Annotated in this window: 20 protein-coding genes, 3 rRNA genes and 1 pseudogene; 17 read left to right on the top strand and 7 right to left on the bottom strand. The window is 68.4% G+C overall.

All coding sequences use genetic code 11. The features are described from left to right. Nucleotides 1-39 precede the first annotated feature (39 nt). From CP982_RS10610 to CP982_RS10595, 4 genes are all read left to right on the top strand, one after another. Nucleotides 40-1185, top strand: a complete 1146-nt coding sequence (locus CP982_RS10610; RefSeq protein WP_150510285.1) for a GAF domain-containing sensor histidine kinase — start codon at nt 40-42, stop codon at nt 1183-1185. Further along, entirely contained in the window at nt 1178-1852 is a 675-nt protein-coding gene (locus CP982_RS10605; protein ID WP_229879520.1) for a response regulator, read from the top strand. The genes CP982_RS10610 and CP982_RS10605 overlap by 8 nt, the downstream gene beginning before the upstream one ends. Nucleotides 1853-2058: 206 nt before the next feature. Beyond that, nucleotides 2059-2304 carry a chaplin gene (locus CP982_RS10600; RefSeq protein WP_150510284.1) on the top strand — a complete coding sequence of 82 codons (246 nt, stop codon included), beginning with the start codon at nt 2059-2061 and terminating at the stop codon, nt 2302-2304. A gap of 113 nt (nt 2305-2417) precedes the next feature. After that, nucleotides 2418-2660, top strand: coding sequence for a chaplin (locus CP982_RS10595; protein WP_150510283.1), 243 nt, complete (start codon nt 2418-2420; stop codon nt 2658-2660). Between the two features lie 107 nt (nt 2661-2767). On the opposite strand, the gene CP982_RS10590 is transcribed toward CP982_RS10595, so the two are convergent. Beyond that, nucleotides 2768-3571: a hypothetical protein gene (locus tag CP982_RS10590; protein WP_150510282.1), complete on the bottom strand. Its 804-nt coding sequence runs from the start codon at nt 3569-3571 to the stop codon at nt 2768-2770. 111 nt (nt 3572-3682) lie between these two features. Here CP982_RS10590 and CP982_RS10585 point away from each other — a divergent pair, with 111 nt between their 5' ends. The 3 genes from CP982_RS10585 to CP982_RS10575 all read left to right on the top strand — a co-directional run bounded on the left by CP982_RS10585 (nt 3683) and on the right by CP982_RS10575 (nt 6064). Beyond that, the gene (locus CP982_RS10585; protein ID WP_483409923.1) at nt 3683-4492 is read left to right on the top strand and encodes an ABC transporter ATP-binding protein; all 810 of its coding nucleotides are present in this window, start codon (nt 3683-3685) and stop codon (nt 4490-4492) included. Between the two features lie 48 nt (nt 4493-4540). Further along, entirely contained in the window at nt 4541-4969 is a 429-nt protein-coding gene (locus tag CP982_RS10580) for an NfeD family protein (protein ID WP_150510281.1), read from the top strand. Nucleotides 4970-5116: 147 nt separating this feature from the next. Next, a complete protein-coding gene (locus tag CP982_RS10575) occupies nt 5117-6064 on the top strand; it encodes an SPFH domain-containing protein (RefSeq protein ID WP_150510280.1) in 948 nt (315 codons plus the stop codon). 72 nt (nt 6065-6136) lie between these two features. On the opposite strand, the gene CP982_RS10570 is transcribed toward CP982_RS10575, so the two are convergent. The 3 genes from CP982_RS10570 to CP982_RS10560 all read right to left on the bottom strand — a co-directional run bounded on the left by CP982_RS10570 (nt 6137) and on the right by CP982_RS10560 (nt 8227). Then, complete coding sequence (locus CP982_RS10570) at nt 6137-6643, bottom strand: HNH endonuclease (RefSeq protein WP_150510279.1); 507 nt, start codon at nt 6641-6643, stop codon at nt 6137-6139. A 156-nt stretch (nt 6644-6799) separates the two neighbouring features. Beyond that, nucleotides 6800-7339 (bottom strand): YbhB/YbcL family Raf kinase inhibitor-like protein, encoded by a 540-nt coding sequence (locus CP982_RS10565; protein ID WP_150510278.1) that lies wholly within the window; start codon nt 7337-7339, stop codon nt 6800-6802. A 105-nt stretch (nt 7340-7444) separates the two neighbouring features. Continuing rightward, on the bottom strand, nt 7445-8227 hold the full coding sequence (locus CP982_RS10560) for a sporulation protein (protein WP_150510277.1): 783 nt from the start codon (nt 8225-8227) through the stop codon (nt 7445-7447). A gap of 204 nt (nt 8228-8431) precedes the next feature. Between CP982_RS10560 and CP982_RS10555 the strand changes: the two genes are divergently transcribed. From CP982_RS10555 to CP982_RS42115, 6 genes and pseudogenes are all read left to right on the top strand, one after another. Then, on the top strand, nt 8432-9073 hold the full coding sequence (locus CP982_RS10555) for a DNA-3-methyladenine glycosylase (RefSeq protein WP_150510276.1): 642 nt from the start codon (nt 8432-8434) through the stop codon (nt 9071-9073). Nucleotides 9074-9626: 553 nt separating this feature from the next. Then, nucleotides 9627-11152 (top strand): 16S ribosomal RNA (locus CP982_RS10550). A 313-nt stretch (nt 11153-11465) separates the two neighbouring features. Next, nucleotides 11466-14588 (top strand): 23S ribosomal RNA (locus CP982_RS10545). Nucleotides 14589-14721: 133 nt separating this feature from the next. Next, nucleotides 14722-14838 (top strand): 5S ribosomal RNA (rrf, locus tag CP982_RS10540). Together the 16S, 23S and 5S rRNA genes form the textbook arrangement of a ribosomal RNA operon. A 593-nt stretch (nt 14839-15431) precedes the next feature. Continuing rightward, a pseudogene (locus CP982_RS43325) lies at nt 15432-15842 on the top strand (hypothetical protein); the annotation flags it as partial. A 387-nt stretch (nt 15843-16229) separates the two neighbouring features. Next, the gene (locus tag CP982_RS42115) at nt 16230-16994 is read left to right on the top strand and encodes a tetratricopeptide repeat protein (protein WP_194545779.1); all 765 of its coding nucleotides are present in this window, start codon (nt 16230-16232) and stop codon (nt 16992-16994) included. Between the two features lie 78 nt (nt 16995-17072). On the opposite strand, the gene CP982_RS10530 is transcribed toward CP982_RS42115, so the two are convergent. After that, a complete protein-coding gene (locus CP982_RS10530; protein ID WP_150510274.1) occupies nt 17073-18350 on the bottom strand; it encodes a DUF1015 family protein in 1278 nt (425 codons plus the stop codon). 71 nt (nt 18351-18421) lie between these two features. Here CP982_RS10530 and CP982_RS10525 point away from each other — a divergent pair, with 71 nt between their 5' ends. Then, the gene (locus CP982_RS10525; protein WP_150510273.1) at nt 18422-19462 is read left to right on the top strand and encodes an HAD hydrolase-like protein; all 1041 of its coding nucleotides are present in this window, start codon (nt 18422-18424) and stop codon (nt 19460-19462) included. A 156-nt stretch (nt 19463-19618) separates the two neighbouring features. Here CP982_RS10525 and CP982_RS10515 read toward each other — a convergent pair whose 3' ends face one another. After that, nucleotides 19619-20647, bottom strand: a complete 1029-nt coding sequence (locus CP982_RS10515; protein WP_150510272.1) for an ABC transporter substrate-binding protein — start codon at nt 20645-20647, stop codon at nt 19619-19621. A 62-nt stretch (nt 20648-20709) separates the two neighbouring features. Here CP982_RS10515 and CP982_RS10510 point away from each other — a divergent pair, with 62 nt between their 5' ends. From CP982_RS10510 to CP982_RS10500, 3 genes are all read left to right on the top strand, one after another. Next, a complete protein-coding gene (locus CP982_RS10510) occupies nt 20710-21753 on the top strand; it encodes a FecCD family ABC transporter permease (RefSeq protein WP_150510271.1) in 1044 nt (347 codons plus the stop codon). Continuing rightward, nucleotides 21750-22778 (top strand): FecCD family ABC transporter permease, encoded by a 1029-nt coding sequence (locus tag CP982_RS10505; protein WP_150510270.1) that lies wholly within the window; start codon nt 21750-21752, stop codon nt 22776-22778. The genes CP982_RS10510 and CP982_RS10505 overlap by 4 nt, the downstream gene beginning before the upstream one ends. A gap of 154 nt (nt 22779-22932) precedes the next feature. Next, nucleotides 22933-23748 (top strand): ABC transporter ATP-binding protein, encoded by an 816-nt coding sequence (locus CP982_RS10500; RefSeq protein WP_150510269.1) that lies wholly within the window; start codon nt 22933-22935, stop codon nt 23746-23748. Here the strand turns inward: CP982_RS10500 and CP982_RS10495 are convergent. After that, a complete protein-coding gene (locus CP982_RS10495) occupies nt 23732-24079 on the bottom strand; it encodes an alkyl sulfatase C-terminal domain-containing protein (RefSeq protein ID WP_150510268.1) in 348 nt (115 codons plus the stop codon). The genes CP982_RS10500 and CP982_RS10495 overlap by 17 nt on opposite strands. Between the last annotated feature and the right edge of the window lies 1 nt (nt 24080).

Here is a 24080-nt window from a genome sequence, read left to right as displayed (position 1 = left end):
CGGATACGCGCTGTCACACCTCGCCGGTACGGTTGGCGCATGAGTCAAGGTCCCCGGTCCGGGCTGTACGCGGTGAGCTCGGCCCTGCTCGCCATGAGCAGTCAGCTGGAGGTGCGCGACGTCCTCAAGACGATCGTCGCCTCCGCCCGCGAGCTGCTGTCCGCGGAGTACGCGGCCCTCGGCGTCCCCGACGACCACGGCGGCTTCGCCCAGTTCGTCGTCGACGGCGTCACCGACGAGCAGTGGAAGGCCATCGGACCGCTCCCGCGCCAGCACGGCATCCTCGCCGCGATGCTCCAGAAGGCCGAGCCGGAGCGGCTCGCCGACGTCCGCGAGGACCCCCGCTTCGAGGGCTGGCCCTCCGCCCACCCGGACATGTCCGACTTCCTCGGCCTCCCCATCCGGTACGGCGACGAGACGCTCGGCGCGCTCTTCCTGGCGAACAAGAACTGCTCGAAGCCCACAGGCGGCTGCGGCTTCGACGAGGAGGACGAGGAACTGCTCTCGATCCTCGCCCAGCACGCGGCGATCGCCCTCACCAACGCCCGTCTGTACGAGCGCAGCCGCGAGCTGACCATCGCCGAGGAGCGCTCCCGGCTCGCCCACGAACTGCACGACGCCGTCAGCCAGAAGCTGTTCTCCCTGCGCCTGACGGCCCAGGCCGCCGCCGCCCTGGTCGACCGGGACCCGGCCCGCGCCAAGGGCGAGCTCCAGCAGGTGGCCGCGCTCGCGGCCGAGGCGGCCGACGAGCTGCGCGCCGCGGTGGTGGAGCTGCGCCCCGCCGCCCTCGACGAGGACGGCCTGGTCGCCACGTTGCGCACCCACATCCAGGTCCTGGACCGCGCCCACTCGGCCGCGGTCACCTTCGAGAGCACCGGAGTGCGCGCCCTGCCCGCGGCCCAGGAGGAAGCCATGCTCCGCGTCGCCCAGGAGGCCCTGCACAACGCGCTGCGGCACGCGGAGGCGGACCGCGTGAGCGTCACCCTGGAGCGGCACGGCACGGGCGCGGTGCTGCGCGTCACGGACGACGGCAAGGGATTCGACCCGCGCGCGACCCGTCGCGCCGGGCGGCACTTGGGCCTGGTCTCCATGCGGGACCGGGCCGGCGGGGTCGGCGGACGGCTGACCGTGGCATCGGAGCCCGGCAAGGGCACCACGATCGAGATGGAGGTTCCCGGTGGCTGAGAACGAAGGGGCGGTGCCCGCCCCGGTCACAAGGCGGATCCGGGTGCTCCTGGTCGACGACCACCAGGTGGTGCGCCGCGGCCTGCGGACGTTCCTGGAGATCCAGGACGACATCGAGGTCGTCGGCGAGGCCTCGGACGGCGCCGAAGGCGTCGCGCGCGCCGAGGAGCTGAAGCCGGACGTCGTTTTGATGGACGTCAAGATGCCCGGCATGGACGGCGTGGACGCGCTGCGCAAGCTGCACGAGCTGGCCAACCCCGCGCGCGTGCTCATCGTCACCAGCTTCACCGAGCAGCGCACCGTCGTGCCCGCCCTGCGCGCGGGCGCCGCCGGCTACGTCTACAAGGACGTGGACCCCGAGGCCCTCGCCGGAGCCATCCGCTCCGTGCACGCCGGGCACGTCCTGCTCCAGCCCGAGGTGGCGGGCGCCCTGCTGTCCCAGGAGGAGGCCAACCACTCACAGGGCAGGGGCGGCTCGCTGACCGAGCGGGAGCGCGAGGTGCTCGGCCTGATCGCGGACGGCCGTTCGAACCGCGAGATCGCCCGCGCCCTCGTCCTCTCCGAGAAGACCGTCAAGACGCACGTGTCGAACATCCTCATGAAGCTGGACCTCGCCGACCGCACCCAGGCCGCGCTCTGGGCCGTGCGCCACGGCGTGGCGGGCTGATCCCCCAGCTCCCCCTTGGCGCGCGGGGGCAATGAGCGCCCCCGGGCGCACACCGGGGGCGGTCAGTACGGACCGTCGCGTTCCGGGCTGAGATTCATACCGTCGTGTGGATGTCCCCCAGATGGCGCATCCCCCGCGGTGCGCGGGCGTTCTCCAGTGCGTGCTGCGGCGCTTCAGCCGCAGCTTCCGCTAGGAGGGTCTCAGTAGTGAAGAACGTGAAGAAGGCCGCGGCCATCACGATGATGGCGGGTGGCCTGCTGGTCGCCGGCGCCGGTATGGCTTCCGCCCACGGTGGCGCCGACGCCAACGGCGTGGCCAAGAACTCCCCGGGCGTCGTCTCCGGCAACCTGGTCCAGGCCCCGGTGCACATCCCGGTGAACGCCTGCGGCAACAGCGTCAGCGTCGTCGGCATCCTGAACCCCACCTTCGGGAACGTCTGCGAGAACGTCTGACCGCACGCGCGCGGCCCACCTCCCCCCCCAGGCCGCGCGCGTCGCGTCGCCCAGCACAGCCCCGGCCGCACGGCCGGGGCCCCCGCCACCAGCGCCACCAGAAGGAACACACCATGAGCATCGCCAAGAAGGCCGCCCTGGCCGTCGCCGTCGCCGGTCTCGCCGCGGGCGCCGCCGCCGGAGCAGCCTCCGCCACCGACGCCGACGCCGACGGCAAGGCCACGAACTCCCCGGGCATCGGCTCCGGCAACCTCGTGCAGGCCCCGGTGCACGTGCCGGTGAACGCCACCGGCAACAGCGCGAGCGTGGTCGGCATCCTCAACCCGGCGTTCGCCAACCAGTCGGTGAACCACTGACGCGCGACACCCACGGGCACAGGACCCCGCGGACCACGGTCCGCGGGGTCCCGCGCGTCCGCCCACCCGCCGCCGCCCCCGACAGCCGGGCCGGCTGACAGGGCGGACTAACCCCGCCCGCCCTCAAGCACCTCGACGTACGAGTTGTACGCGGCGACCTGCGCCCGCCGGGCCGTGCGTTCCACCGGCTGCAGAGCCGCCGCCCGCGCGGCCATCTCCGACGCGCTCACAGCGCCCCCGTGCCCGTGGTCGTAGGCCATCGACACCAGTAGGCCCACGCGCTGCGCCAGCTCCAACACCCGTACCGCACGCGGCGGATACCCCGGCGCGAGCAGCTCGCGCCCCCGGTCCGCCCGCGCCCGGTACGCGTCGAGCGCCGCCTCGGCGAGCGGCCCCGAAGCCGCCACGTCGAGCCGCGAGAGGACCTGCGTGGCCTCCCGCATCGCCTCCGCGAGCTCCCGCTCCGCCTCCCCGAGCGACGGCACGTCGGCGGGCGGCGCCTCGCGCACCGGCAGACAGTGCCACACGACCTCGACGTGGACGTCCTCCACGGCCGTCGCGTCCTCGGGGCCCGCCTCGTACACCTCGGGCACGAGGCCGTAGGCCGCACCGGAGGCGACGACGGCCTCCTCGGCCTCCAGTGCCCGCTCGTTGAAGGCGGGCGGCCCGCTCAGGCCGAGCGGATGGCCCGGCACCGGCAGCGCCACCCGGAGCCCGGTCACCCCGAGCCCCCGCAGCCGCCCGAGCGCGAGCGTCAGACCGACGGGCGCCGACTCCCCGGGCAGCCCCTCGACGCGGTGCACCGCGTCGTCCTCCACGATCGCGTGCACCGCGTCGTCCGGCGAAACAAGTCCGGCCAAAAGGGCGTTTCCCCATGCGGCCAAGCGTCCTGAGCGTGGTTCCGAGAGCATGCACACAGCCTAAGGACCGGCCTCAGCACGGGAACGGTCGGCCAGTGGCGTAGGTTTTATCCGGGGGCTGCGTCCACAGAGTCCACGGACGCCGCGACAGCCGAGACTGCAATGGGAGAGACCGCGCTCATGAGCGAAGTACTGGAGCTTAAGGACGTATCCGTGGTCCGCGAGGGCCGGGCTCTGGTGGACCAGGTCTCCTGGTCGGTCAAGGAGGGGGAGCGCTGGGTCATCCTCGGCCCGAACGGGGCGGGCAAGACCACCCTCCTCAACGTGGCGTCCAGCTACCTTTTCCCGAGCAAGGGCACCGCCACGGTCCTCGGCGAACAGCTCGGCAAGGTCGACGTGTTCGAGCTGCGCCCGCGCATCGGCATGGCGGGCATGGCCATGGCCGACAAGCTGCCGAAGGGCCAGACCGTCCTGCAGACCGTCCTCACCGCCGCGTACGGCATGACGGCCGGCTGGCAGGAGGACTACGAGGACATCGACGAGCAGCGCGCCCGCGCCTTCCTCGACCGCCTCGGCATGAGCGACTACCTGGACCGGAAGTTCGGCACCCTCTCCGAGGGCGAGCGCAAGCGCACCCTCATCGCCCGCGCCCTGATGACCGACCCCGAGTTGCTGCTCCTCGACGAGCCCGCCGCCGGTCTCGACCTCGGCGGCCGCGAGGACCTGGTGCGCCGGCTCGGCCGGCTCGCCCGCGACCCCATCGCCCCCTCGATGATCATGGTCACGCACCACGTCGAGGAGATCGCCCCGGGCTTCACACACGTCCTGATGATCCGCCAGGGCAAGGTCCTCGCCGCGGGCCCGCTGGAGCTCGAACTGACCTCGCGCAACCTCTCCCTCTGCTTCGGCCTGCCGCTGGTCGTCGAGCAGCGGGGCGACCGCTGGACCGCGCAGGGCCTGCCGCTCGGCTGACCCTGTACGCCCTGTCCGTAACGGGAGCCGCGGCCCTACCATGATTATGTGGACATCGACGCATGGGTGTGGTGGCTGATCGGCGCGGTCGGCCTGGGAATCCCGCTGGTAGTGACCGCGATGCCGGAGTTCGGCATGCTCGCCGTCGGCGCGGTGGCCGCCTCGGCGACCGCGGCCGTCGGCGGCGGAGCCGTGGCGCAGACGATCGTCTTCGTCGCCGTCTCCGTCGCCCTGATCGCGGTCGTCCGGCCGATCGCCGCCCGGCACCGCTCCCAACGGCCCGAACTGGCCAGCGGAATCGACGCCTTGAAGGGCAGGTCGGCGGTCGTCCTGGAGCGGGTCGACGCCTCCGGCGGACGCATCAAGCTCGCCGGTGAGGTGTGGTCGGCGCGTCCGCTCGACACCGAGCAGAGCTTCGAGGCCGGCCAGCAGGTGGACGTCGTCGAGATCGACGGGGCGACGGCCGTCGTCATGTGACGGCGCGGCACCGTCCGTCAGGCCGTCAGATGACGCCGCCGGGTGATCGGAACCCCTCACGGGGCAGGCGGCGTTCTGAAAGACTCGCAGCGAGATCGCCAAGATCCTCCGGAAACGCCGAAGCACGAAGGGTAGTGGGGAACCACGATGGAACCAATCATCATCGTCCTGATCATTCTGGTGGTGCTGGTCTTCATCGCCCTGATCAAGACGATCCAGGTCATCCCGCAGGCCAGCGCCGCCATCGTGGAGCGCTTCGGCCGCTACACCCGCACCCTGAACGCGGGCCTGAACATCGTCGTCCCGTTCATCGACTCCATCCGCAACCGCATCGACCTGCGTGAGCAGGTCGTGCCCTTCCCGCCGCAGCCGGTGATCACCCAGGACAACCTGGTCGTGAACATCGACACGGTCATCTACTACCAGGTCACCGACGCCCGCGCCGCGACGTACGAGGTCGCCAGCTACATCCAGGCGATCGAGCAGCTCACCGTCACCACCCTGCGCAACATCATCGGTGGCATGGACCTGGAGCGGACCCTGACCTCCCGCGAGGAGATCAACGCGGCCCTTCGCGGCGTCCTCGACGAGGCCACCGGCAAGTGGGGCATCCGCGTCAACCGCGTCGAGCTGAAGGCCATCGAGCCGCCCACCTCCATTCAGGACTCGATGGAGAAGCAGATGCGCGCCGACCGCGACAAGCGCGCCGCGATCCTCCAGGCCGAGGGTGTCCGCCAGTCGGAGATCCTGCGCGCCGAGGGTGAGAAGCAGTCCGCGATCCTGCGCGCCGAAGGTGAGGCCAGGGCCGCCGCCCTGCGCGCCGAGGGCGAGGCCCAGGCGATCCGCACGGTCTTCGAGTCCATCCACGCGGGCGACCCCGACCAGAAGCTGCTCTCCTACCAGTACCTCCAGATGCTCCCGAAGATCGCCGAGGGCGATGCCAACAAGCTCTGGATCGTGCCCAGCGAGATCGGCGACGCCCTCAAGGGCCTCGGCGGCGCGCTCGGCAACTTCGGCCCGATCTCCGGCGGCGGCCCCGCCGCCCCCAAGACCCCGGGCGGCGTCGAGCGCCGCGAACAGCCGCCCATCGACTGACGCGCGTACGGTACGAGTACGACGCTGGGGCCGCACTCCTCGAGGAGTGCGGCCCCAGCGTCGTACCGGCGGTCAGGCGGCGGGCTGTGCCAGCCAGTCGGGCAGTGCCTCCAGGTCCTCACGCCCGAGCGTGAGCAGCATCGCGTCGGCGGGCGTCGGCTCGAACGGCTCCCGGAGAAGCGGCATCCCCGCCTGCTCCGGCGTCCGGTCCGCTTTGCGGTGATTGTCGAGCGCGCACGACGCCACCGTGTTCAGCCAGCTGTCCGCGCCGCCCTGGGAGCGCGGCACCACGTGGTCCACGGTCGTCGCGCGCCTGCCGCAGTACGCGCACCGGTGCCGGTCACGCACGAGGACCCCGCGCCGTGACCACGGAGCACGTCTTCGGAACGGCACGCGTACGTACCGGCAGAGCCTGATCACCCGGGGCACGGGGAGGTCCAGGTCGGCGGCGCGCATCCGCAGGCCGGGGTGGGCGTGCTCCACGACGGCCTTGTCCTGGAGGATCAGCACGACGGCCCGGTTCAGCGTCACCGTCGACAGTGGTTCGAAGCTCGCGTTCAGGACCAGCGTGTCTCGCATCTCGCCCACCTCCCGTGTGCACCGGCCCACCCCCGTGGCGGGCTTGGATCAACTCTGGCCGGGCGCGCCGGGATGGACAACGCAATAAAAGATGCCCGCCCCTGATCACTTCCAAGACCAGGGGCGGGCAAACGTTCAATGAACGGTCGGCGGGTGCTAGTCCTCCGCGAGCGCCGCGTACTCGGCGACCACGTGCGCCCGCGCGAGCGTGTGGAACCGCAGGTTGAAGCCGACCACGGCGGGCGTGGCGGCCGCGTCGGGACCCAGCTTCTCCTGGTCGACCGCGTACACGGTGAACACATAGCGGTGCGCCGGGTCACCGGGCGGCGGGGCGGCGCCCCCGAAGTTCTGCGTCCCGTAGTCGTTGCGCACCTGGACCGCGCCGTCGGGCAGTCCCTCGAACTTGCCGCTGCCCGCACCGGTGGGCAGTTCGGTCACCGAGGCGGGGATGTCGAACACGACCCAGTGCCAGAATCCGCTGCCCGTCGGGGCGTCCGGGTCGAAGCACGTCACGGCGAAGCTCTTCGTCCCCGGCGGGAAGCCCTCCCACCGGAGCTGCGGCGATGTGTTCCCGGCCGCGTACACCTGGGCGTCCGGCAGCGTCGCGCCCGCCTCGAAGTCCGCGCTCGTGACCGTGAACGACGGAACGGGCGGGTGGAAGTCGTGCGGCAGCGGCGGCCTGTTGACCTCGGGCACGTAGGCACCTCCTGATCGGTACGGAGTGATCGGTACAGACAACGGTTCTCCAGCGCGGCGATCACCCACGATCACGGCGATCGCCCGCGCTGACGAGCCTAGGCCTCAGAACCAGTTGCGACGGCTGCCGACCTCGGACAGCCACGCGTTCAGATACGCGGCCCAGTCCGTGCCCTGGAAGTCGTGGAGACCGACCTTGAACGACTTGTAGGAGTCGCTGCCCTCGCTGAACAGGCCGGGCTTCTTGTCCATCTCCAGGACGACGTCCATCTCGCGGTCGTCCGCGACGAAGCTCAGCTCGACCTGGTTCAGACCGCGGTACTGCTCCGGCGGGAAGAACTCGATCTCCTGGTAGAACGGCAGCTTCTGCCGCGTGCCGCGGATGTGCCCCTTCTCCATGTCGGCGCTCTTGAAGCGGAAGCCCAGCTGCCCGAAGGCGTCCAGGACGGCCTGCTGCGCGGGCAGCGGGTGCACGTGGATCGGGTCCAGGTCACCGGAGTCCACGGCGCGGGCGATCGCCAGCTCCGTCGTCACACCGATGTTCATGCCGTGCAGCTCGCGCCCGGCGAAGTGGGTGATCGGCGTCTCCCAGGGAATGTCGAGGCCGAACGGCACCGCGTGCACCGCGTTCGCCTTCAGCTCGAAGGCACCGCCGAGGCGCTGCTTGGTGAACTCGACGTCCTGCTTGAACTCCTGGTCGTTGCCCTCGACCTCGACCCGGGCCTGCAGGCCCACGGCCAGTCCCTCGATCCGCTGGTCGACGGAGCCGCCCTGGATGCGCACCTCGCCCTGGACGACACCGCCCGGCACCACGTTGGCCTCGGTCAGCACGGTCTCGACGGACGCGCCGCCGGCACCCAGACTCGCAAGGAGTTTCTTGAATCCCATGGCTCTCCTCCCCAGGACCCTGCCTGTGGCTTGATTCGATCGATGGATCGTCGACTTCGATCCCTACAAACGCGACCGGCGCGCGTGTGGTTCCGCTCTCTCACCCTCGCGCCCTCACCTTCGCGGCGAGAAGACCCTCGGGCCAGGTTCCGCCCGCCCTCCGCGCGGAACCCGCACACCTCCGGTGCACTACGCTCGTACGCCATGATCGCGGGACCTGACCGTACGCCCCTGCCCAGAGAGTTCTTCGACCGGCCTGTCCTGGAGGTGGCCCCCGACCTGCTCGGCCGCGTCCTCGTCCGCAATTCGCCGGAGGGCCCGATCGAGCTGCGCCTGACAGAGGTCGAGGCGTACGCGGGGGAGGCGGACCCGGGCTCCCACGCCTATCGGGGCCGCACCGCTCGCAACGACGTGATGTTCGGCCCGCCCGGACACGCGTACGTGTACTTCACCTACGGCATGTGGCACTGCCTCAACTTCGTGTGCGGCCCGGAGGGCGCCGCGAGCGGAGTGCTGCTGCGCGCGGGAGAGGTCATCGAAGGCGCCGAGCTGGCTCGCAAACGTCGACTCTCGGCCCGAAATGACAAGGAACTGGCCAAAGGCCCCGCCCGCCTGGCCACGGCCCTCGATGTGGACCGTGCCCTCAACGGCGCCGACGTCTGCGCGGGCCCCGAGGCGCCGCTCAGCATCCTCGCCGGGATACCCACCCACCCCGACCAGGTCAAGAACGGCCCTCGAACCGGAGTCGGCGGCGAGGGCAGCGTCCACCCGTGGCGCTTCTGGGAGGCCAACGACCCCACGGTCAGCCCTTATCGGGCCCATACGCCCCGCCGCCGCCGAACTTGACGTGGCGTTGGCAGGTCCGTAATGTGGCCCGAGCCGCTTGACCCGGGTACGGCAATCAGCCTGCAGCCGGAAGCGGCCAACCACTACCTACGACTTCCCCTTCGCGGGGTCCTATTTCGCATGTCCGCATGCCGAAATTCGAATCCGCAGACTCGATTATGAGTAGCCGGGAGGATCCGCTAAAGTAGTGACCACGCCGAAAGGCAAAGGCCCTCCAACGGCCACCGGAAATGAAATCCGAACCGGGAACGGAACGGAAAACGGATCTGGTAAGGTTGGAAACACGAAATACCGAAGGGAAGCGCCCGGAGGAAAGCCCGAGAGGGTGAGTACAAAGGAAGCGTCCGTTCCTTGAGAACTCAACAGCGTGCCAAAAGTCAACGCCAGATATGTTGATACCCCGTCTGCCGGACATCAGTCCGGTGGCGAGGTTCCTTTGAAAAAGTCCTCCCGCATTGAGTGGGAGGCGCACAGCGAGGACGCTGTGAACGACCGGGATTATTCCTCCTGGTTGTTCCGCTCTCGTGGTGTTGCACCCGATTACGGGTACACATTCACGGAGAGTTTGATCCTGGCTCAGGACGAACGCTGGCGGCGTGCTTAACACATGCAAGTCGAACGATGAAGCCCTTCGGGGTGGATTAGTGGCGAACGGGTGAGTAACACGTGGGCAATCTGCCCTGCACTCTGGGACAAGCCCTGGAAACGGGGTCTAATACCGGATATGACACGGGATCGCATGATCTCCGTGTGGAAAGCTCCGGCGGTGCAGGATGAGCCCGCGGCCTATCAGCTAGTTGGTGAGGTAATGGCTCACCAAGGCGACGACGGGTAGCCGGCCTGAGAGGGCGACCGGCCACACTGGGACTGAGACACGGCCCAGACTCCTACGGGAGGCAGCAGTGGGGAATATTGCACAATGGGCGAAAGCCTGATGCAGCGACGCCGCGTGAGGGATGACGGCCTTCGGGTTGTAAACCTCTTTCAGCAGGGAAGAAGCGCAAGTGACGGTACCTGCAGAAGAAGCGCCGGCTAACTACGTGCCAGCAGCCGCGGTAATACGTAGGGCGCGAGCGTTGTCCGGAATTATTGGGCGTAAAGAGCTCGTAGGCGGCTTGTCACGTCGGTTGTGAAAGCCCGGGGCTTAACCCCGGGTCTGCAGTCGATACGGGCAGGCTAGAGTTCGGTAGGGGAGATCGGAATTCCTGGTGTAGCGGTGAAATGCGCAGATATCAGGAGGAACACCGGTGGCGAAGGCGGATCTCTGGGCCGATACTGACGCTGAGGAGCGAAAGCGTGGGGAGCGAACAGGATTAGATACCCTGGTAGTCCACGCCGTAAACGGTGGGCACTAGGTGTGGGCGACATTCCACGTCGTCCGTGCCGCAGCTAACGCATTAAGTGCCCCGCCTGGGGAGTACGGCCGCAAGGCTAAAACTCAAAGGAATTGACGGGGGCCCGCACAAGCGGCGGAGCATGTGGCTTAATTCGACGCAACGCGAAGAACCTTACCAAGGCTTGACATACACCGGAAACGGCCAGAGATGGTCGCCCCCTTGTGGTCGGTGTACAGGTGGTGCATGGCTGTCGTCAGCTCGTGTCGTGAGATGTTGGGTTAAGTCCCGCAACGAGCGCAACCCTTGTCCCGTGTTGCCAGCAGGCCCTTGTGGTGCTGGGGACTCACGGGAGACCGCCGGGGTCAACTCGGAGGAAGGTGGGGACGACGTCAAGTCATCATGCCCCTTATGTCTTGGGCTGCACACGTGCTACAATGGCCGGTACAATGAGCTGCGATACCGCGAGGTGGAGCGAATCTCAAAAAGCCGGTCTCAGTTCGGATTGGGGTCTGCAACTCGACCCCATGAAGTCGGAGTCGCTAGTAATCGCAGATCAGCATTGCTGCGGTGAATACGTTCCCGGGCCTTGTACACACCGCCCGTCACGTCACGAAAGTCGGTAACACCCGAAGCCGGTGGCCCAACCCCTTGTGGGAGGGAGCTGTCGAAGGTGGGACTGGCGATTGGGACGAAGTCGTAACAAGGTAGCCGTACCGGAAGGTGCGGCTGGATCACCTCCTTTCTAAGGAGCACTTCTTACCGATCCCCTCGGGGTGAGGTCAGAGGCCAGCATGCGAGCGAACGTCTCGCACTGGTTGCTCATGGGTGGAACGTTGACTACTCGGCACACTCGGCCGTCTTGTCCTGCTAGTACTGCTCTTCGGAGTGTGGAACGCGGAGGGAAGCGGTGAGGGTGTCGGGCACGCTGTTGGGTATCTGAGGGTACGGACTTGTTCCTGACCTCAATGCCGGCCCCAGTGCACTCGAACCGCTGGTTCGGGGTGATGGGTGGTTGGTCGTTGTTTGAGAACTGCACAGTGAACGCGAGCATCTGTGGCCAAGTTTTTAAGGGCGCACGGTGGATGCCTTGGCACCAGGAACCGATGAAGGACGTGGGAGGCCACGATAGTCCCCGGGGAGTCGTCAACCAGGCTTTGATCCGGGGGTTTCCGAATGGGGAAACCCGGCAGTCGTCATGGGCTGTCACCCACCGCTGAATATATAGGCGGTGTGGAGGGAACGCGGGGAAGTGAAACATCTCAGTACCCGCAGGAAGAGAAAACAACCGTGATTCCGGGAGTAGTGGCGAGCGAAACTGGATGAGGCCAAACCTCAAGCGTGTGAGACCCGGCAGGGGTTGCGCTTGGGGGGTTGTGGGATCTCTCTTTCACAGTCTGCCGGCTGTGAGACGAGTCAGAAACCGTTGATGTAGGCGAAGGACATGCGAAAGGTCCGGCGTAGAGGGTAAGACCCCCGTAGTCGAAACGTCAGCGGCTCGTTTGAGAGACACCCAAGTAGCACGGGGCCCGAGAAATCCCGTGTGAATCTGGCGGGACCACCCGTTAAGCCTAAATATTCCCTGGTGACCGATAGCGGATAGTACCGTGAGGGAATGGTGAAAAGTACCGCGGGAGCGGAGTGAAATAGTACCTGAAACCGTGTGCCTACAAGCCGTGGGAGCGTCGCGCAGGGAGCTTGCTCCTTGCGTCGTGACTGCGTGCCTTTTGAAGAATGAGCCTGCGAGTTTGCGGTGTGTTGCGAGGTTAACCCGTGTGGGGAAGCCGTAGCGAAAGCGAGTCCGAATAGGGCGATTGAGTAGCGCGCCCAAGACCCGAAGCGGAGTGATCTAGCCATGGGCAGGCTGAAGCGGAGGTAAGACTTCGTGGAGGGCCGAACCCACCAGGGTTGAAAACCTGGGGGATGACCTGTGGTTAGGGGTGAAAGGCCAATCAAACTCCGTGATAGCTGGTTCTCCCCGAAATGCATTTAGGTGCAGCGTCGTGTGTTTCTTGCCGGAGGTAGAGCACTGGATAGGCGATGGGCCCTACCGGGTTACTGACCTTAGCCAAACTCCGAATGCCGGTAAGTGAGAGCGCGGCAGTGAGACTGTGGGGATAAGCTCCATGGTCGAGAGGGAAACAGCCCAGAGCATCGACTAAGGCCCCTAAGCGTACGCTAAGTGGGAAAGGATGTGGAGTCGCAGAGACAACCAGGAGGTTGGCTTAGAAGCAGCCACCCTTGAAAGAGTGCGTAATAGCTCACTGGTCTAGTGATTCCGCGCCGACAATGTAGCGGGGCTCAAGCGTACCGCCGAAGTCGTGTCATTGCAGTACATACCCCCAACGGGGACTGTGATGGGTAGGGGAGCGTCGTGTGCCGGGTGAAGCTGCGCCGGAAGGCAGTGGTGGACGGTTCACGAGTGAGAATGCAGGCATGAGTAGCGATACATACGTGAGAAACGTGTGCGCCGATTGACTAAGGGTTCCTGGGTCAAGCTGATCTGCCCAGGGTAAGTCGGGACCTAAGGCGAGGCCGACAGGCGTAGTCGATGGATAACCGGTTGATATTCCGGTACCCGCTTTGAAACGCCCAGTATCGAGCCCATTAATGCTAAGGCCGTGAAGCCGTTCCGGACCCTTCGGGGAAAGGAAAGTGGTGGAGCCGCCGACCCAAGGTGGTAGTAGGTAAGCGATGGGGTGACGCAGGAAGGTAGTCCAGCCCGGGCGGTGGTTGTCCCGGGGTAAGGGTGTAGGCCGTGTGATAGGCAAATCCGTCACACATTGAGGCTGAGACCTGATGCCGAGCCGATTGTGGTGAAGTGGATGATCCTATGCTGTCGAGAAAAGCCTCTAGCGAGTTTCATGGCGGCCCGTACCCTAAACCGACTCAGGTGGTCAGGTAGAGAATACCGAGGCGTTCGGGTGAACTATGGTTAAGGAACTCGGCAAAATGCCCCCGTAACTTCGGGAGAAGGGGGGCCACACCTGGTGACGAGTTTTACACTCTGAGCTGGGGGTGGCCGCAGAGACCAGCGAGAAGCGACTGTTTACTAAAAACACAGGTCCGTGCGAAGCCGTAAGGCGATGTATACGGACTGACGCCTGCCCGGTGCTGGAACGTTAAGGGGACCGGTTAGCTCCATTTCGGTGGGGCGAAGCTGAGAACTTAAGCGCCAGTAAACGGCGGTGGTAACTATAACCATCCTAAGGTAGCGAAATTCCTTGTCGGGTAAGTTCCGACCTGCACGAATGGCGTAACGACTTCTCGACTGTCTCAACCATAGGCCCGGTGAAATTGCACTACGAGTAAAGATGCTCGTTTCGCGCAGCAGGACGGAAAGACCCCGGGACCTTTACTACAGTTTGATATTGGTGTTCGGTTCGGCTTGTGTAGGATAGGTGGGAGACTGTGAAGCGGGCACGCCAGTGTTCGTGGAGTCGCCGTTGAAATACCACTCTGGTCGTGCTGGATGTCTAACCTGGGTCCGTGATCCGGATCAGGGACAGTGTCTGATGGGTAGTTTAACTGGGGCGGTTGCCTCCCAAAGGGTAACGGAGGCGCCCAAAGGTTCCCTCAGCCTGGTTGGTAATCAGGTGTTGAGTGTAAGTGCACAAGGGAGCTTGACTGTGAGACTGACGGGTCGAGCAGGGACGAAAGTCGGGACTAGTGATCCGGCGGTGGCTTGTGGAAGCGCCGTCGCTCAACGGATAAAAGGTACCCCGGGGATAACAGGCTGATCTTCCCCAAGAGTCCATATCGACGGGATGGTTTGGCACCTCGATGTCGGCTCGTCGCATCCTGGGGCTGGAGTCGGTCCCAAGGGTTGGGCTGTTCGCCCATTAAAGCGGTACGCGAGCTGGGTTTAGAACGTCGTGAGACAGTTCGGTCCCTATCCGCTGTGCGCGCAGGAGTCTTGAGAAGGGCTGTCCCTAGTACGAGAGGACCGGGACGGACGAACCTCTGGTGTGCCAGTTGTCCTGCCAAGGGCATGGCTGGTTGGCTACGTTCGGAAAGGATAACCGCTGAAAGCATCTAAGCGGGAAGCCTGCTTCGAGATGAGGACTCCCACCCACTTGATGGGGTAAGGCTCCCAGTAGACGACTGGGTTGATAGGCCAGATATGGAAGCCTGGTAACGGGTGGAGTTGACTGGTACTAATAGGCCGAGGGCTTGTCCTCAGTTGCTCGCGTTCACTGTGTTGGTTCTGAAACCACGAACAGCCGTGTCGGCTGAACAACACCACTTAATTGAAGAGTGTGCTTGTTCGCTGCCCTGTTTGAGGTCCCGCTTCGCGGCGGGAATTCATAGGGTTTCGGTGGTCATAGCGTGAGGGAAACGCCCGGTTACATTCCGAACCCGGAAGCTAAGCCTTACAGCGCCGATGGTACTGCAGGGGGGACCCTGTGGGAGAGTAGGACGCCGCCGAACAATTTTTGGAGGACCCTTGGTCCCAGCGTTCACGCTGGGACCAAGGGTCCTTTTTGTTTTGCCGAAGGGCGCAGACTACGCGGCTGCGTCAGAATGACTGCGGTACCGAAGACTAGGAGTCACCGATGTCCACCAACTCTCCCGACGAGCGACCGGAGCGCGAGCAGCGCCGCCGGGACGGTGGTGACCGGGGCGGCTACCGAGGCGGACCGCGTCGCGACAACGACCGTGGCGGCTTCCGTCGCGATGACCGGCGTGACGACCGCGGTGACCGTGGCGGCTTCCGCCGTGACGGTGACCGTCCCGGCTTCCGCCGCGATGACCGCCGAGACGATCGGCGCGATGACCGTCGTGACGACCGAGACCGTGGCGATCGCGGTGGCTTCCGTCAGGACGACCGTGGCGGCTTCCGCCGTGACAACCGTGGTGATGACCGCGGTGACCGTGGCGGCTTCCGGCGTGACGGGGATCGTCCGGCCTTCCGCCGCGACGACCGCCGCGATGACCGACGTGATGACCGCGACCGCGGCGACCGTGGTGGGTTCCGTCGTGACGACAACCGTGGCGGCTTCCGTGGCCGCGACGACCGTCGTGACGACCGGGACCGGGGCGACCGCGGCGACCGTCCGGCCTTCCGCCGTGACGACCGTCGTGACGACCGCGACCGCGGCGACCGTGGCGGCTTCCGTCGCGACGGTGACCGTCCCGGCTTCCGCCGTGACGACCGGCGCGATGATCGCCGTGACGACCGCGGTGGCTTCCAGCGCGACAACCGTGGTGATGACCGTGGTGGCTTCCGGCGTGACGGGGATCGTCCGGCCTTCCGACGCGACGACCGACGCGATGACCGCGACCGCGGTGACCGCGGCGGCTTCCGTCGCGACGACAACCGTGGCGGCTTCCGTGGCCGCGACGACCGTCGCGACGACCGGGACCGGGGCGACCGTCTGGCCTTCCGTCGCGATGACCGTCGTGACGACCGGGACCGTGGGGATCGCGGTGGCTTCCGTCAGGACGACCGTGGCGGCTTCCGCCGTGACAACCGTGGTGATGACCGCGGTGACCGTGGCGGCTTCCGGCGTGACGGGGACCGTCCGGCCTTCCGCCGCGACGACCGACGCGATGACCGACGTGACGACCGCGATCGCGGCGACCGCGGCGGGTTCCGCCGTGATGACCGTCGCGACGACCGGGACCGGGGCGACCGGCGTGACGACCGCGGCGGGTTCCGTCGCGACGACAACCGTGGTGGCTTCCAGGGGCGTGGGCCCCGGCGCGAGGACAGCCGGGGACGTCCGGGCGGCGGTTTCCGTGGACGCGACGACCGTGGCGACCGCGGCGGCTTCCGCCGTGACGACCGGGAGCGCAGCGACCGCGAGCCGGTCAAGCGGCTGCCGATCCCCGAGGACGTCACCGGCGAGGAGATCGACAAGGACGTTCGGCAGGAGCTCCAGAGCATGCCGAAGGGGCTCGCCGACGACGTCGCCAAGAACCTGGTGATGGTCGCCAGGCTCATCGACGAGGACCCCGAGCAGGCCTACGGGTACGCGAAGGTCGCCCTGCGGCTCGCCTCCCGTGTCGCGGCCGTGCGCGAGGCCGCGGGCTTCGCCGCGTACGCGAACCAGAAGTACAGCGAGGCGCTGGCCGAGTTCCGCACCGCCCGGCGGATGACCGGCAACGTGGAGCTGTGGCCGGTCATGGCCGACTGCGAGCGCGGGCTCGGCCGGCCGGAGAAGGCGCTCGAGATGGCCGGGGCGCCCGAGGTGAACAAGCTCGACAAGGCCAGCCAGGTCGAGATGCGCCTGGTGGCCGCCGGAGCCCGGCGTGACATGGGGCAGCTCGACGCGGCGATCGTCACGCTGCAGAGCCCCGAGCTGGCGTCCAACACGGTGCAGCCCTGGACCGCGCGGCTGCGGTACGCGTACGCCGACGCGCTGCTGGCCGCCGGGCGCGAGGACGAGGCGCGCGAGTGGTTCGCGAAGGCCATCGAGTCCGACAAGGACGGCAGCACCGACGCCTCCGACCGGCTCGCCGAGCTGGACGGCGTCGAGTTCGTCGACGCCCTCCAGGCGGACGACGACGCCCCGGAGCAGCCGGCCGACGAGGAGACGCAGGCCCCTGCCGCCGCCGAGGCACCGGAGCGTGACGAGGACTGACGTCCTGGAGCAGTAGGCAAGAGCAGGGGCGGCCCTCCACACGGAGGGCCGCCCCTGCGGCGTATCCGGAGGCGCCGGCTAGAACGCCAAGTCGCGCAGGACCACGCCCGTGGCGGGCTTCGGGCCGAACGACGTCGACTTGCGGGGCATCGTGACGCCCTGGCGGGCCAGGTCGCGGACGACCTCCTCACGGACCGGGTGCATCAGGACGGCCGTGCCGCCCTCGCGCTCGGCCTTCTCGACCGTGGCCTCCGTGTGGTGGATGTACGCGATGTGCTCGGGGGCGTCCGGGATGCGCCAGATGTGGTCCAGGAGCGTGGCGTGCAGGACCGTCGCGTCGAGGGTGCGCCAGGCCTCCGGGCGGCCGAGCGGGACCGTGCAGGCGATCAGGTCCGGGGACGGACGGTCGACCAGGTGGTACGCGCCGTCGCCCGCCAGGAGGAACGCGTTGCCCTCCGACACGGCCTCCGCGAGGGCGTCCAGGGCCTCGGCGAGCGGGCACTCCAGGGTGCGTACGCGGAAGGAGCCGTCCAGGGCCGCCAGGGCGTCGGCGACCGGGAGGCGGTGGAGGTAGCGGTGGATGGCGCGGACCCGCAGCGGATAGCGGAGGGTGTCCACGAGCAGGACCAGGCCGAAGTCCCACGGGCTCGGCGTGCCGTGCTCGCTGCGCAGCCGCAGATAGGTGGCCCAGCGGTGGTGTCCGTCGGCGATGAGGGCCTGGTGACGGGCCAGATCTGACTGGATCGCGGCGACCTCGGCCGGGTCGGTCACCGCCCACAGGCGGTGGCTGAAGCCGTCCTCCGTGGTCGTCGAGAGCAACGGCTTGTGGAGTATGGCGTGCTCTATCGCGGTGGTCGCGCCGCCCGGCTCGGTGTCGCCGCGGTAGGTCAGGAGCAGCGGTTCGAGGTTCGCCGCCGTCGCGCGCATCAGGGCGGCGCGGTCGTCGATGACGTGCGGCATGACGTCCTCGTGCGGCAGGACCACGCCCTGCGAGGGTTCGGAAAGGCGCAGGGCGCCGATGATGCCGCGCTGCAGGATGTCGCCGTCCTGCTGCTCGTACACGTACAGACTGGGCAGTGGGTCCGGGGCGAGGACGCCCTCGCTGAGCCAGTCGTGCAGGGTGTCCGCGGCCTGCTGGTCGCGTGCGGCCTGGGTGGTGGCCTGCGGCAGGATGAGACGGACGATGTTGTGCGGGTCGGAGGACTCCAACTCCAGGAGTCCGTCGGGCCGTACCACCACGTCGTACGGAGGTGAGGTCACGGCGGCGAGACTGCCGACCCGCTGGGGGTCGTAGCGCACGCCCCGGAACGGAATCAGGTCGAGGCCTTGGACGTCCGTGTGACCCACTGTGTTCATTAGTGCATCGTAAGTGTGTCAGTGGCATGCGCGATGATCGGTGTAGTGGATCTCACGAGGAGCGATACGTAATGAGCCAGACCGGCGGTCAGAGCGTCCGGACCCGGCCCGCTGGAAGCGCGCGTGCGCTGAGCGAGGCGTACGACACGGCACTGCTCGACTTGGACGGCGTGGTGTACGCGGGCGGGCATGCGATCGAACACGCCGTGGAGTCGCTTGAAACGGCCCGCTCAGGCGGCATGCATCTCGCGTACGTGACGAACAACGCGCTGCGCACCCCGGACGCGGTGGCGGAACACCTGACCGAGCTCGGCATTCCCGCCGAGGCGTCGGACGTGATCACCTCGGCGCAGGCCGTGGCGCGTCTGATGAGTGAGCAACTGCCCGCCGGTGCAAGGGTGTTGGTGATCGGCGGGGAGGGCCTGAGGGTCGCTCTGCGTGAGCGCGGTCTTGAGCCCGTGGAGTCGGCGGACGACTCGCCGGTGGCGGTGGTGCAGGGGTACGGCGGGCCCGAGTTGCCGTGGGGGCGGTTCGCGGAGGCCAGTTACGCGATCGCGCGCGGGGTGCCGTGGTTCGCCTCCAACACGGACCTGACGATTCCCGGCGCCCGGGGGATCGCGCCGGGGAACGGCGCGGCGGTGGAGGTGGTCAGGATCGCCACGGGCGCGGAGCCGCGGGTGGCGGGCAAGCCGTTGCCCCCCATGCACCGGGAGACGATCCTGCGGACCGGCGCCGAGCGGCCGCTGGTGGTGGGCGACCGCCTCGACACCGACATCGAGGGGGCGTTCAACGGCGGTGTGGACTCGCTGCTCGTCCTCACGGGCGTGACGGACGGGGCGGCGCTCCTTGCCGCGCGGCCCGAGCACCGGCCCACGTACGTCGACGCCGATCTTCGGGGGCTGCTGACCGGGCAGCCCGAAGTGGAGCCCGTCGAGGGCGGGTTCGCGTGCGGGGGATGGCGCGCTTCCGTGCGGGGGGAGTCGTTGGCGGTGGAGGGCGAAGGGACCGCGCTCGACGGGCTGCGCGCGCTGTGCGCGGTGGCCTGGGGTGCGGCGGGGGACGGGGTGTGCGGGCTCGACGGGGGGAAGGCGTTGGCGCGGCTGGGGTTGTGAGGGGGCGTCACGATGCTGTGAAGGGGCGCCACGCCCGTGCGGTGTGGCGCCCCCGCTGAGCCTGCTGCCGCTGCCGCTGCCGCTGCCGCTGCCGCTGCCGCTGCCGGGTCCGGGGCCGCTGCCCCCGGACCGCGGGGCTGTTGAGGCGCGTCGGCGTCAGCGCTTGAGCTTCTTGGACTGGGTGACGGCGTCGGCCAGACGCTCCAGGACCGGGGCGTAGCCCGCGTAGCTGTAGCGCTCCTCCATGGACCACGGGACGGTCTGGCCCGCCTTGACCGCGGGGAGCTTCGTCCAGGTGGGCTTCTTGGCGAGCTCCTCGGGCGGGAGGGCGGAGGAGCGGTTGTCGACCATGATCAGGTCGGCGTGGTACTTGTCGGCGTTCTCCCAGCTGAGGAACTCCCAGAAGCCCCACTCGTCGCTCTTCTTGCCCTCGACGAACTCCACGCCGAGATCCTTGAAGTAGTTCAGGTCGCAGTAGGAGTCGGGCACGGCGACGTACATCTGGTCGGCGTCGCCGGTCATGGCGAGGACCTTCAGGCCGTGGTTGGCCTTCGCCGCCTTGCGGAGGGTCTGTTCGGCCTTCTGGAAGCGGGACTTGGCGGCCCGTGCCTTCGCCGACTCCAGGTCGCCGCCGAGCGCCTCGGCCAGCTCGGTGTAGCGCTTGAGCGGTTCGAGCAGGGAGGCGCGGGCGCCGTTGATGCCGATCGTGGGCGCGAGGGCGGCGATCTTCTTGCTGCTCTCCTCGGGCACGAACCACAGGGCGGGCGGCGGGAACATGTTGCTGATCAGCACGTCCGGCCGGAGCGTCGCGTACTTCTCCACGTTGAACTGGCCCCACGTCTTGCCGAGGCTGGTCAGCTTGTCGACGTCGAGGTCGCCCGCCTGCGGGTTGGGCTTGCCGTCGACGGGCTCGGACGGGCCGAAGACGCCGGTGCACTCGACGCCGTAGTCGTACAGGGCGGCGGCGGTGCTGATGAACGCCACGATGTTCTTGGGCACGGCGTCGGTCTTCACGACCTTGCCGCGGTCGTCCTTGAAGCTCCAGCCCTCGCCGGTGCTCTTCGCGGGCTCGCCGTCGTCCTTGCCGCAGGCGGTGAGCAGACCGCCGACGCCCAGGGCGGCGCCCGCGGACAGCAGGGCGCGTCGGGAGGGGGTGGAGCGGGAGGCGCGAGGTGACCAGGGCATGCGTGGTTCTTCTCTCATCGAGCAAGGAAGGGGCGAATGGGAGGGTAGGCTAACCTAACCTCGTGTTGGTCGACAGTCCCCCCGAACCGCGCGCGGAATCCCCGGCCGCGCCGCCCAACCGCCGCGTGCTGCGCGGCATCGGGCTGCTCCTCTCCGCCGTCCTGCTGCTGGCCGTCGTGTTCGCCAGCATCGCCGTCGGCGCCAAACAGCTGTCCATGGGCCAGGTCTGGCACGGCCTGTTCCAGGACTCGGGGACGTACGCCGACGTGGTCGTCGGGGAGCGGGTCTCACGGACGCTGCTCGGGGTGCTCGCCGGGGTCGCGCTCGGCCTCTCCGGCGCCGTCCTGCAGGCCCTGACCCGCAACCCGCTGGCCGACCCGGGACTGCTCGGCATCAACATGGGCGCCTCGGCCGCCGTGGTCACCGCCATCAGCTTCTTCGGCGTGACCTCGCTGAGCGGCTACGTGTGGTTCGCGTTCGCGGGATCGGCGATCGTCGGCGTACTCGTGTACATGCTCGGCGGCACCCGCAACGCCACACCGGTACGGCTCGCGCTCGCCGGCACGGCCCTGACCGCGGCGCTCACCGGCTATCTGCAGGCCGTGATGATCACCGACAACGCCGCGCTCGACAAGATGCGCTTCTGGACCGTGGGCTCGCTCGCCTCGGCCAAGACGGAGACCATCGAGCAGGTCCTGCCGTTCCTCGTCCTCGGCATCGTCCTCGCGCTCGCCCTCGCCCGGCCGCTGAACGCGCTCGGCATGGGCGACGACACCGCCCGCGCCCTCGGCGCCCATGTGAGCCGGACCCGCGCGCTCGCCATGGCCTCCGCGACGCTGCTGTGCGGGGCCGCGACCGCCGCCTGCGGGCCCATCATGTTCGTCGGTCTGATGGTGCCGCACGTCGTGCGCTCCTTCACCGGGCCCGACATGCGCTGGATCATGCCGTACGCGGCGCTCCTGTCGCCCGTGCTGCTGCTCGGCGCGGACGTGCTCGGCCGGGTGGTGTCCCGCCCGGCGGAACTCCAGGTCGGCATCGTCACCGCGGCCATCGGCGCCCCGGTCTTCATCTTCCTGGTACGACGGCAGAGGATGGCCCAGCTGTGAAGGCGATACGCACCAGGGGCGGGCTCTCCGTCCGCCTCGACGTCCGCACGGCCGCGGTCGTGGCGGCGCTCGTGGTCGCCGGGCTCGCCGCGAGCGTCGTGCTCATCGGCACCGGCGACTTCCCCATCCCGGCCGCCGACGTCATCCGCACGCTGCTCGGCGACGGCGACGCCGGGCAGGAGTTCATCATCAACGACCTGCGGCTGCCGCGGGTCCTCGTCGGCCTGCTCGTGGGCGCGTCGCTCGGGCTCGGCGGCGCCCTGTTCCAGTCCATCTCGCGCAATCCGCTGGGCAGCCCGGACGTGCTCGGCCTCGGGCAGGGCGCGACCGCGGGCGCGCTCCTGGTGATCGTCGTCTTCTCCGGCAGCGCGGCCCAGGTCGCCGCCGGAGCGCTCGTCGGCGGCCTCGTGACCGGCGCCGCGATGTATCTGCTCGCCTGGAAGCGGGGCGTGCACGGCTATCGGTTCGTCCTCGTCGGCATCGGCATGAACGCCCTCGCCGTCGCGATGAACGGCTATCTGCTCACCAAGGCCGACTTCGTCGACGCCGCGCGCGCCGTCGTGTGGATGACCGGCTCGCTCAACGGCCGGGACTGGGACCAGGTGTGGCCCCTGTTCTGGCTGTGCCTGCTCCTGCTGCCGATCGTCGTCGCGCACGCGCGCCCGCTGCGGATGCTGGAGATGGGCGACGACGTCGCGTACGCGCTCGGCGTGCCCGTCGAGCGCACCCGCATCGCCCTGATGGGCTCCGCCGTGCTGCTCACCGCGGCCGCGACCGCCGCGGCCGGGCCCGTCAGCTTCGTGGCCCTGACCGCGCCGCAGCTCGCCCGCCGCCTCACCCGCTCGCCGGGGCCGAACCTGCTGCCGTCGATGTGCATGGGCGCCACCCTCCTCATCGTCGCCGACTGGATGTCGCAGCGGACGTTCGGCGCCGACCAGGTGCCCGTCGGCGTCGTCACGGGCGTGCTCGGCGGCGTCTATCTGCTGTGGCTGCTCGCCACCGAGCGCAAGGCGGGGCGGATATGAGCCGCGCGGCGCGCGGCGGGGCCGACAAGAGCCGTACCGCCCGCGGCGGGGCGCGGATCGGCCCGCGCACCACCCCCTCGTACGAAACCCTCTCGCATCCTTCGCGTACGGAACCCTCTCGCACGACGAAGCACACGACCAGGAGCGTGCCCCTGTGAACCGGCTCATCGCCGACGACGTGACCCTCGGCTACGACCAGCGCGTCATCGCGGAGAAGCTCTCCGTCGAGATACCCGACAACTCCTTCACGGTCATCGTCGGCCCGAACGCCTGCGGCAAGTCCACGCTCCTGCGCGCCCTGTCGCGGATGCTCAAGCCGTCGGCCGGGCGGGTGCTCCTGGACGGCGACGTCATCCACTCGATGCCCGCCAAGAAGGTCGCGCGCACCCTCGGCCTGCTCCCGCAGTCGTCGATCGCGCCCGACGGGATCACCGTGGGCGACCTGGTGGCACGCGGCCGCTACCCGCACCAGGGGCTGCTGCGGCAGTGGTCGCCCGACGACGAGCGCATCGTCCGCGAGTCCATGGAGTCCACCGGCGTCGCCGAACTCGCCGAGCGGTACGTCGACGAGCTCTCCGGCGGCCAGCGCCAGCGCGTGTGGATCGCCATGGCGCTCGCCCAGCAGACGCCGCTCCTGCTGCTCGACGAGCCCACCACCTTCCTCGACATCCAGCACCAGATCGACGTACTCGACCTGTGCGCCGAACTCCACGAGGAGCGGGGCCGCACGCTCGTCGCCGTGCTGCACGACCTCAACCACGCCGCCCGGTACGCCACGCACCTCATCGCGCTGCGCGACGGCAAGGTCATCGCGCAGGGCGCGCCGTCCGACATCGTCACGGCGGAGTTGGTGGAGGAGACCTTCGGGCTGCCCTGCCAGGTCATCGACGACCCGGAGACCGGGACGCCGCTCGTGGTGCCCGCCGCCCGGCGCGCGCGGAAGACCGCGGTGGCTACAGCAGCTTCCTGAGGCGCAGCAGGTCACGGAAGCCCGCTTCGAGACGGACCCGGCCCGAGGCCCACGCCTTGCCGAAGTCGAGGCGGCCCGAGACGAGGGCCACCAGGTCGTCACCCGTCATGGCGAGCCTGACCTGGGCCCGCTCGTGCGGCGGGCCCGGACGGTGGCCGGACACTTCGATCCGGCCGTTCTCCAGACGGCCGGTGAAGGTGACGTCCAGGTCCTTGATGTGGCAGCTCAGGGAGCGGTCGAGCGCCGCCGCACCGCGAACGTCGCCGTCGGCGGCCGCGAGGGTCGCCGAGAGCTCGTCCAGTGCGCTGCGGCACTCCGCCATGGTCGCCATC

Source organism: Streptomyces spectabilis (genome assembly GCF_008704795.1).
Taxonomy (GTDB): domain Bacteria; phylum Actinomycetota; class Actinomycetes; order Streptomycetales; family Streptomycetaceae; genus Streptomyces; species Streptomyces spectabilis.
The sequence above is the reverse complement of the archived record's forward strand: the minus strand, read 5'-3'. Positions and strand labels throughout refer to the sequence as shown.

What these genes read in the sequence shown, in the direction of transcription:
- CP982_RS10610 (WP_150510285.1), top strand. Translation starts at nt 40, where the DNA reads ATGAGTCAAGGTCCCCGGTCCGGGCTGTACGCGGTGAGCTCGGCCCTG.
- CP982_RS10595 (WP_150510283.1), top strand. Translation starts at nt 2,418, where the DNA reads ATGAGCATCGCCAAGAAGGCCGCCCTGGCCGTCGCCGTCGCCGGTCTC.
- CP982_RS10590 (WP_150510282.1), bottom strand. Translation starts at nt 3,571, where the DNA reads ATGCTCTCGGAACCACGCTCAGGACGCTTGGCCGCATGGGGAAACGCC.
- CP982_RS10585 (WP_483409923.1), top strand. Translation starts at nt 3,683, where the DNA reads ATGGGAGAGACCGCGCTCATGAGCGAAGTACTGGAGCTTAAGGACGTA.
- CP982_RS10575 (WP_150510280.1), top strand. Translation starts at nt 5,117, where the DNA reads ATGGAACCAATCATCATCGTCCTGATCATTCTGGTGGTGCTGGTCTTC.
- CP982_RS10570 (WP_150510279.1), bottom strand. Translation starts at nt 6,643, where the DNA reads ATGCGAGACACGCTGGTCCTGAACGCGAGCTTCGAACCACTGTCGACG.
- CP982_RS10560 (WP_150510277.1), bottom strand. Translation starts at nt 8,227, where the DNA reads ATGGGATTCAAGAAACTCCTTGCGAGTCTGGGTGCCGGCGGCGCGTCC.
- CP982_RS10555 (WP_150510276.1), top strand. Translation starts at nt 8,432, where the DNA reads ATGATCGCGGGACCTGACCGTACGCCCCTGCCCAGAGAGTTCTTCGAC.
- CP982_RS10530 (WP_150510274.1), bottom strand. Translation starts at nt 18,350, where the DNA reads ATGAACACAGTGGGTCACACGGACGTCCAAGGCCTCGACCTGATTCCG.
- CP982_RS10525 (WP_150510273.1), top strand. Translation starts at nt 18,422, where the DNA reads ATGAGCCAGACCGGCGGTCAGAGCGTCCGGACCCGGCCCGCTGGAAGC.
- CP982_RS10515 (WP_150510272.1), bottom strand. Translation starts at nt 20,647, where the DNA reads ATGCCCTGGTCACCTCGCGCCTCCCGCTCCACCCCCTCCCGACGCGCC.
- CP982_RS10495 (WP_150510268.1), bottom strand. Translation starts at nt 24,079, where the DNA reads ATGGCGACCATGGCGGAGTGCCGCAGCGCACTGGACGAGCTCTCGGCG.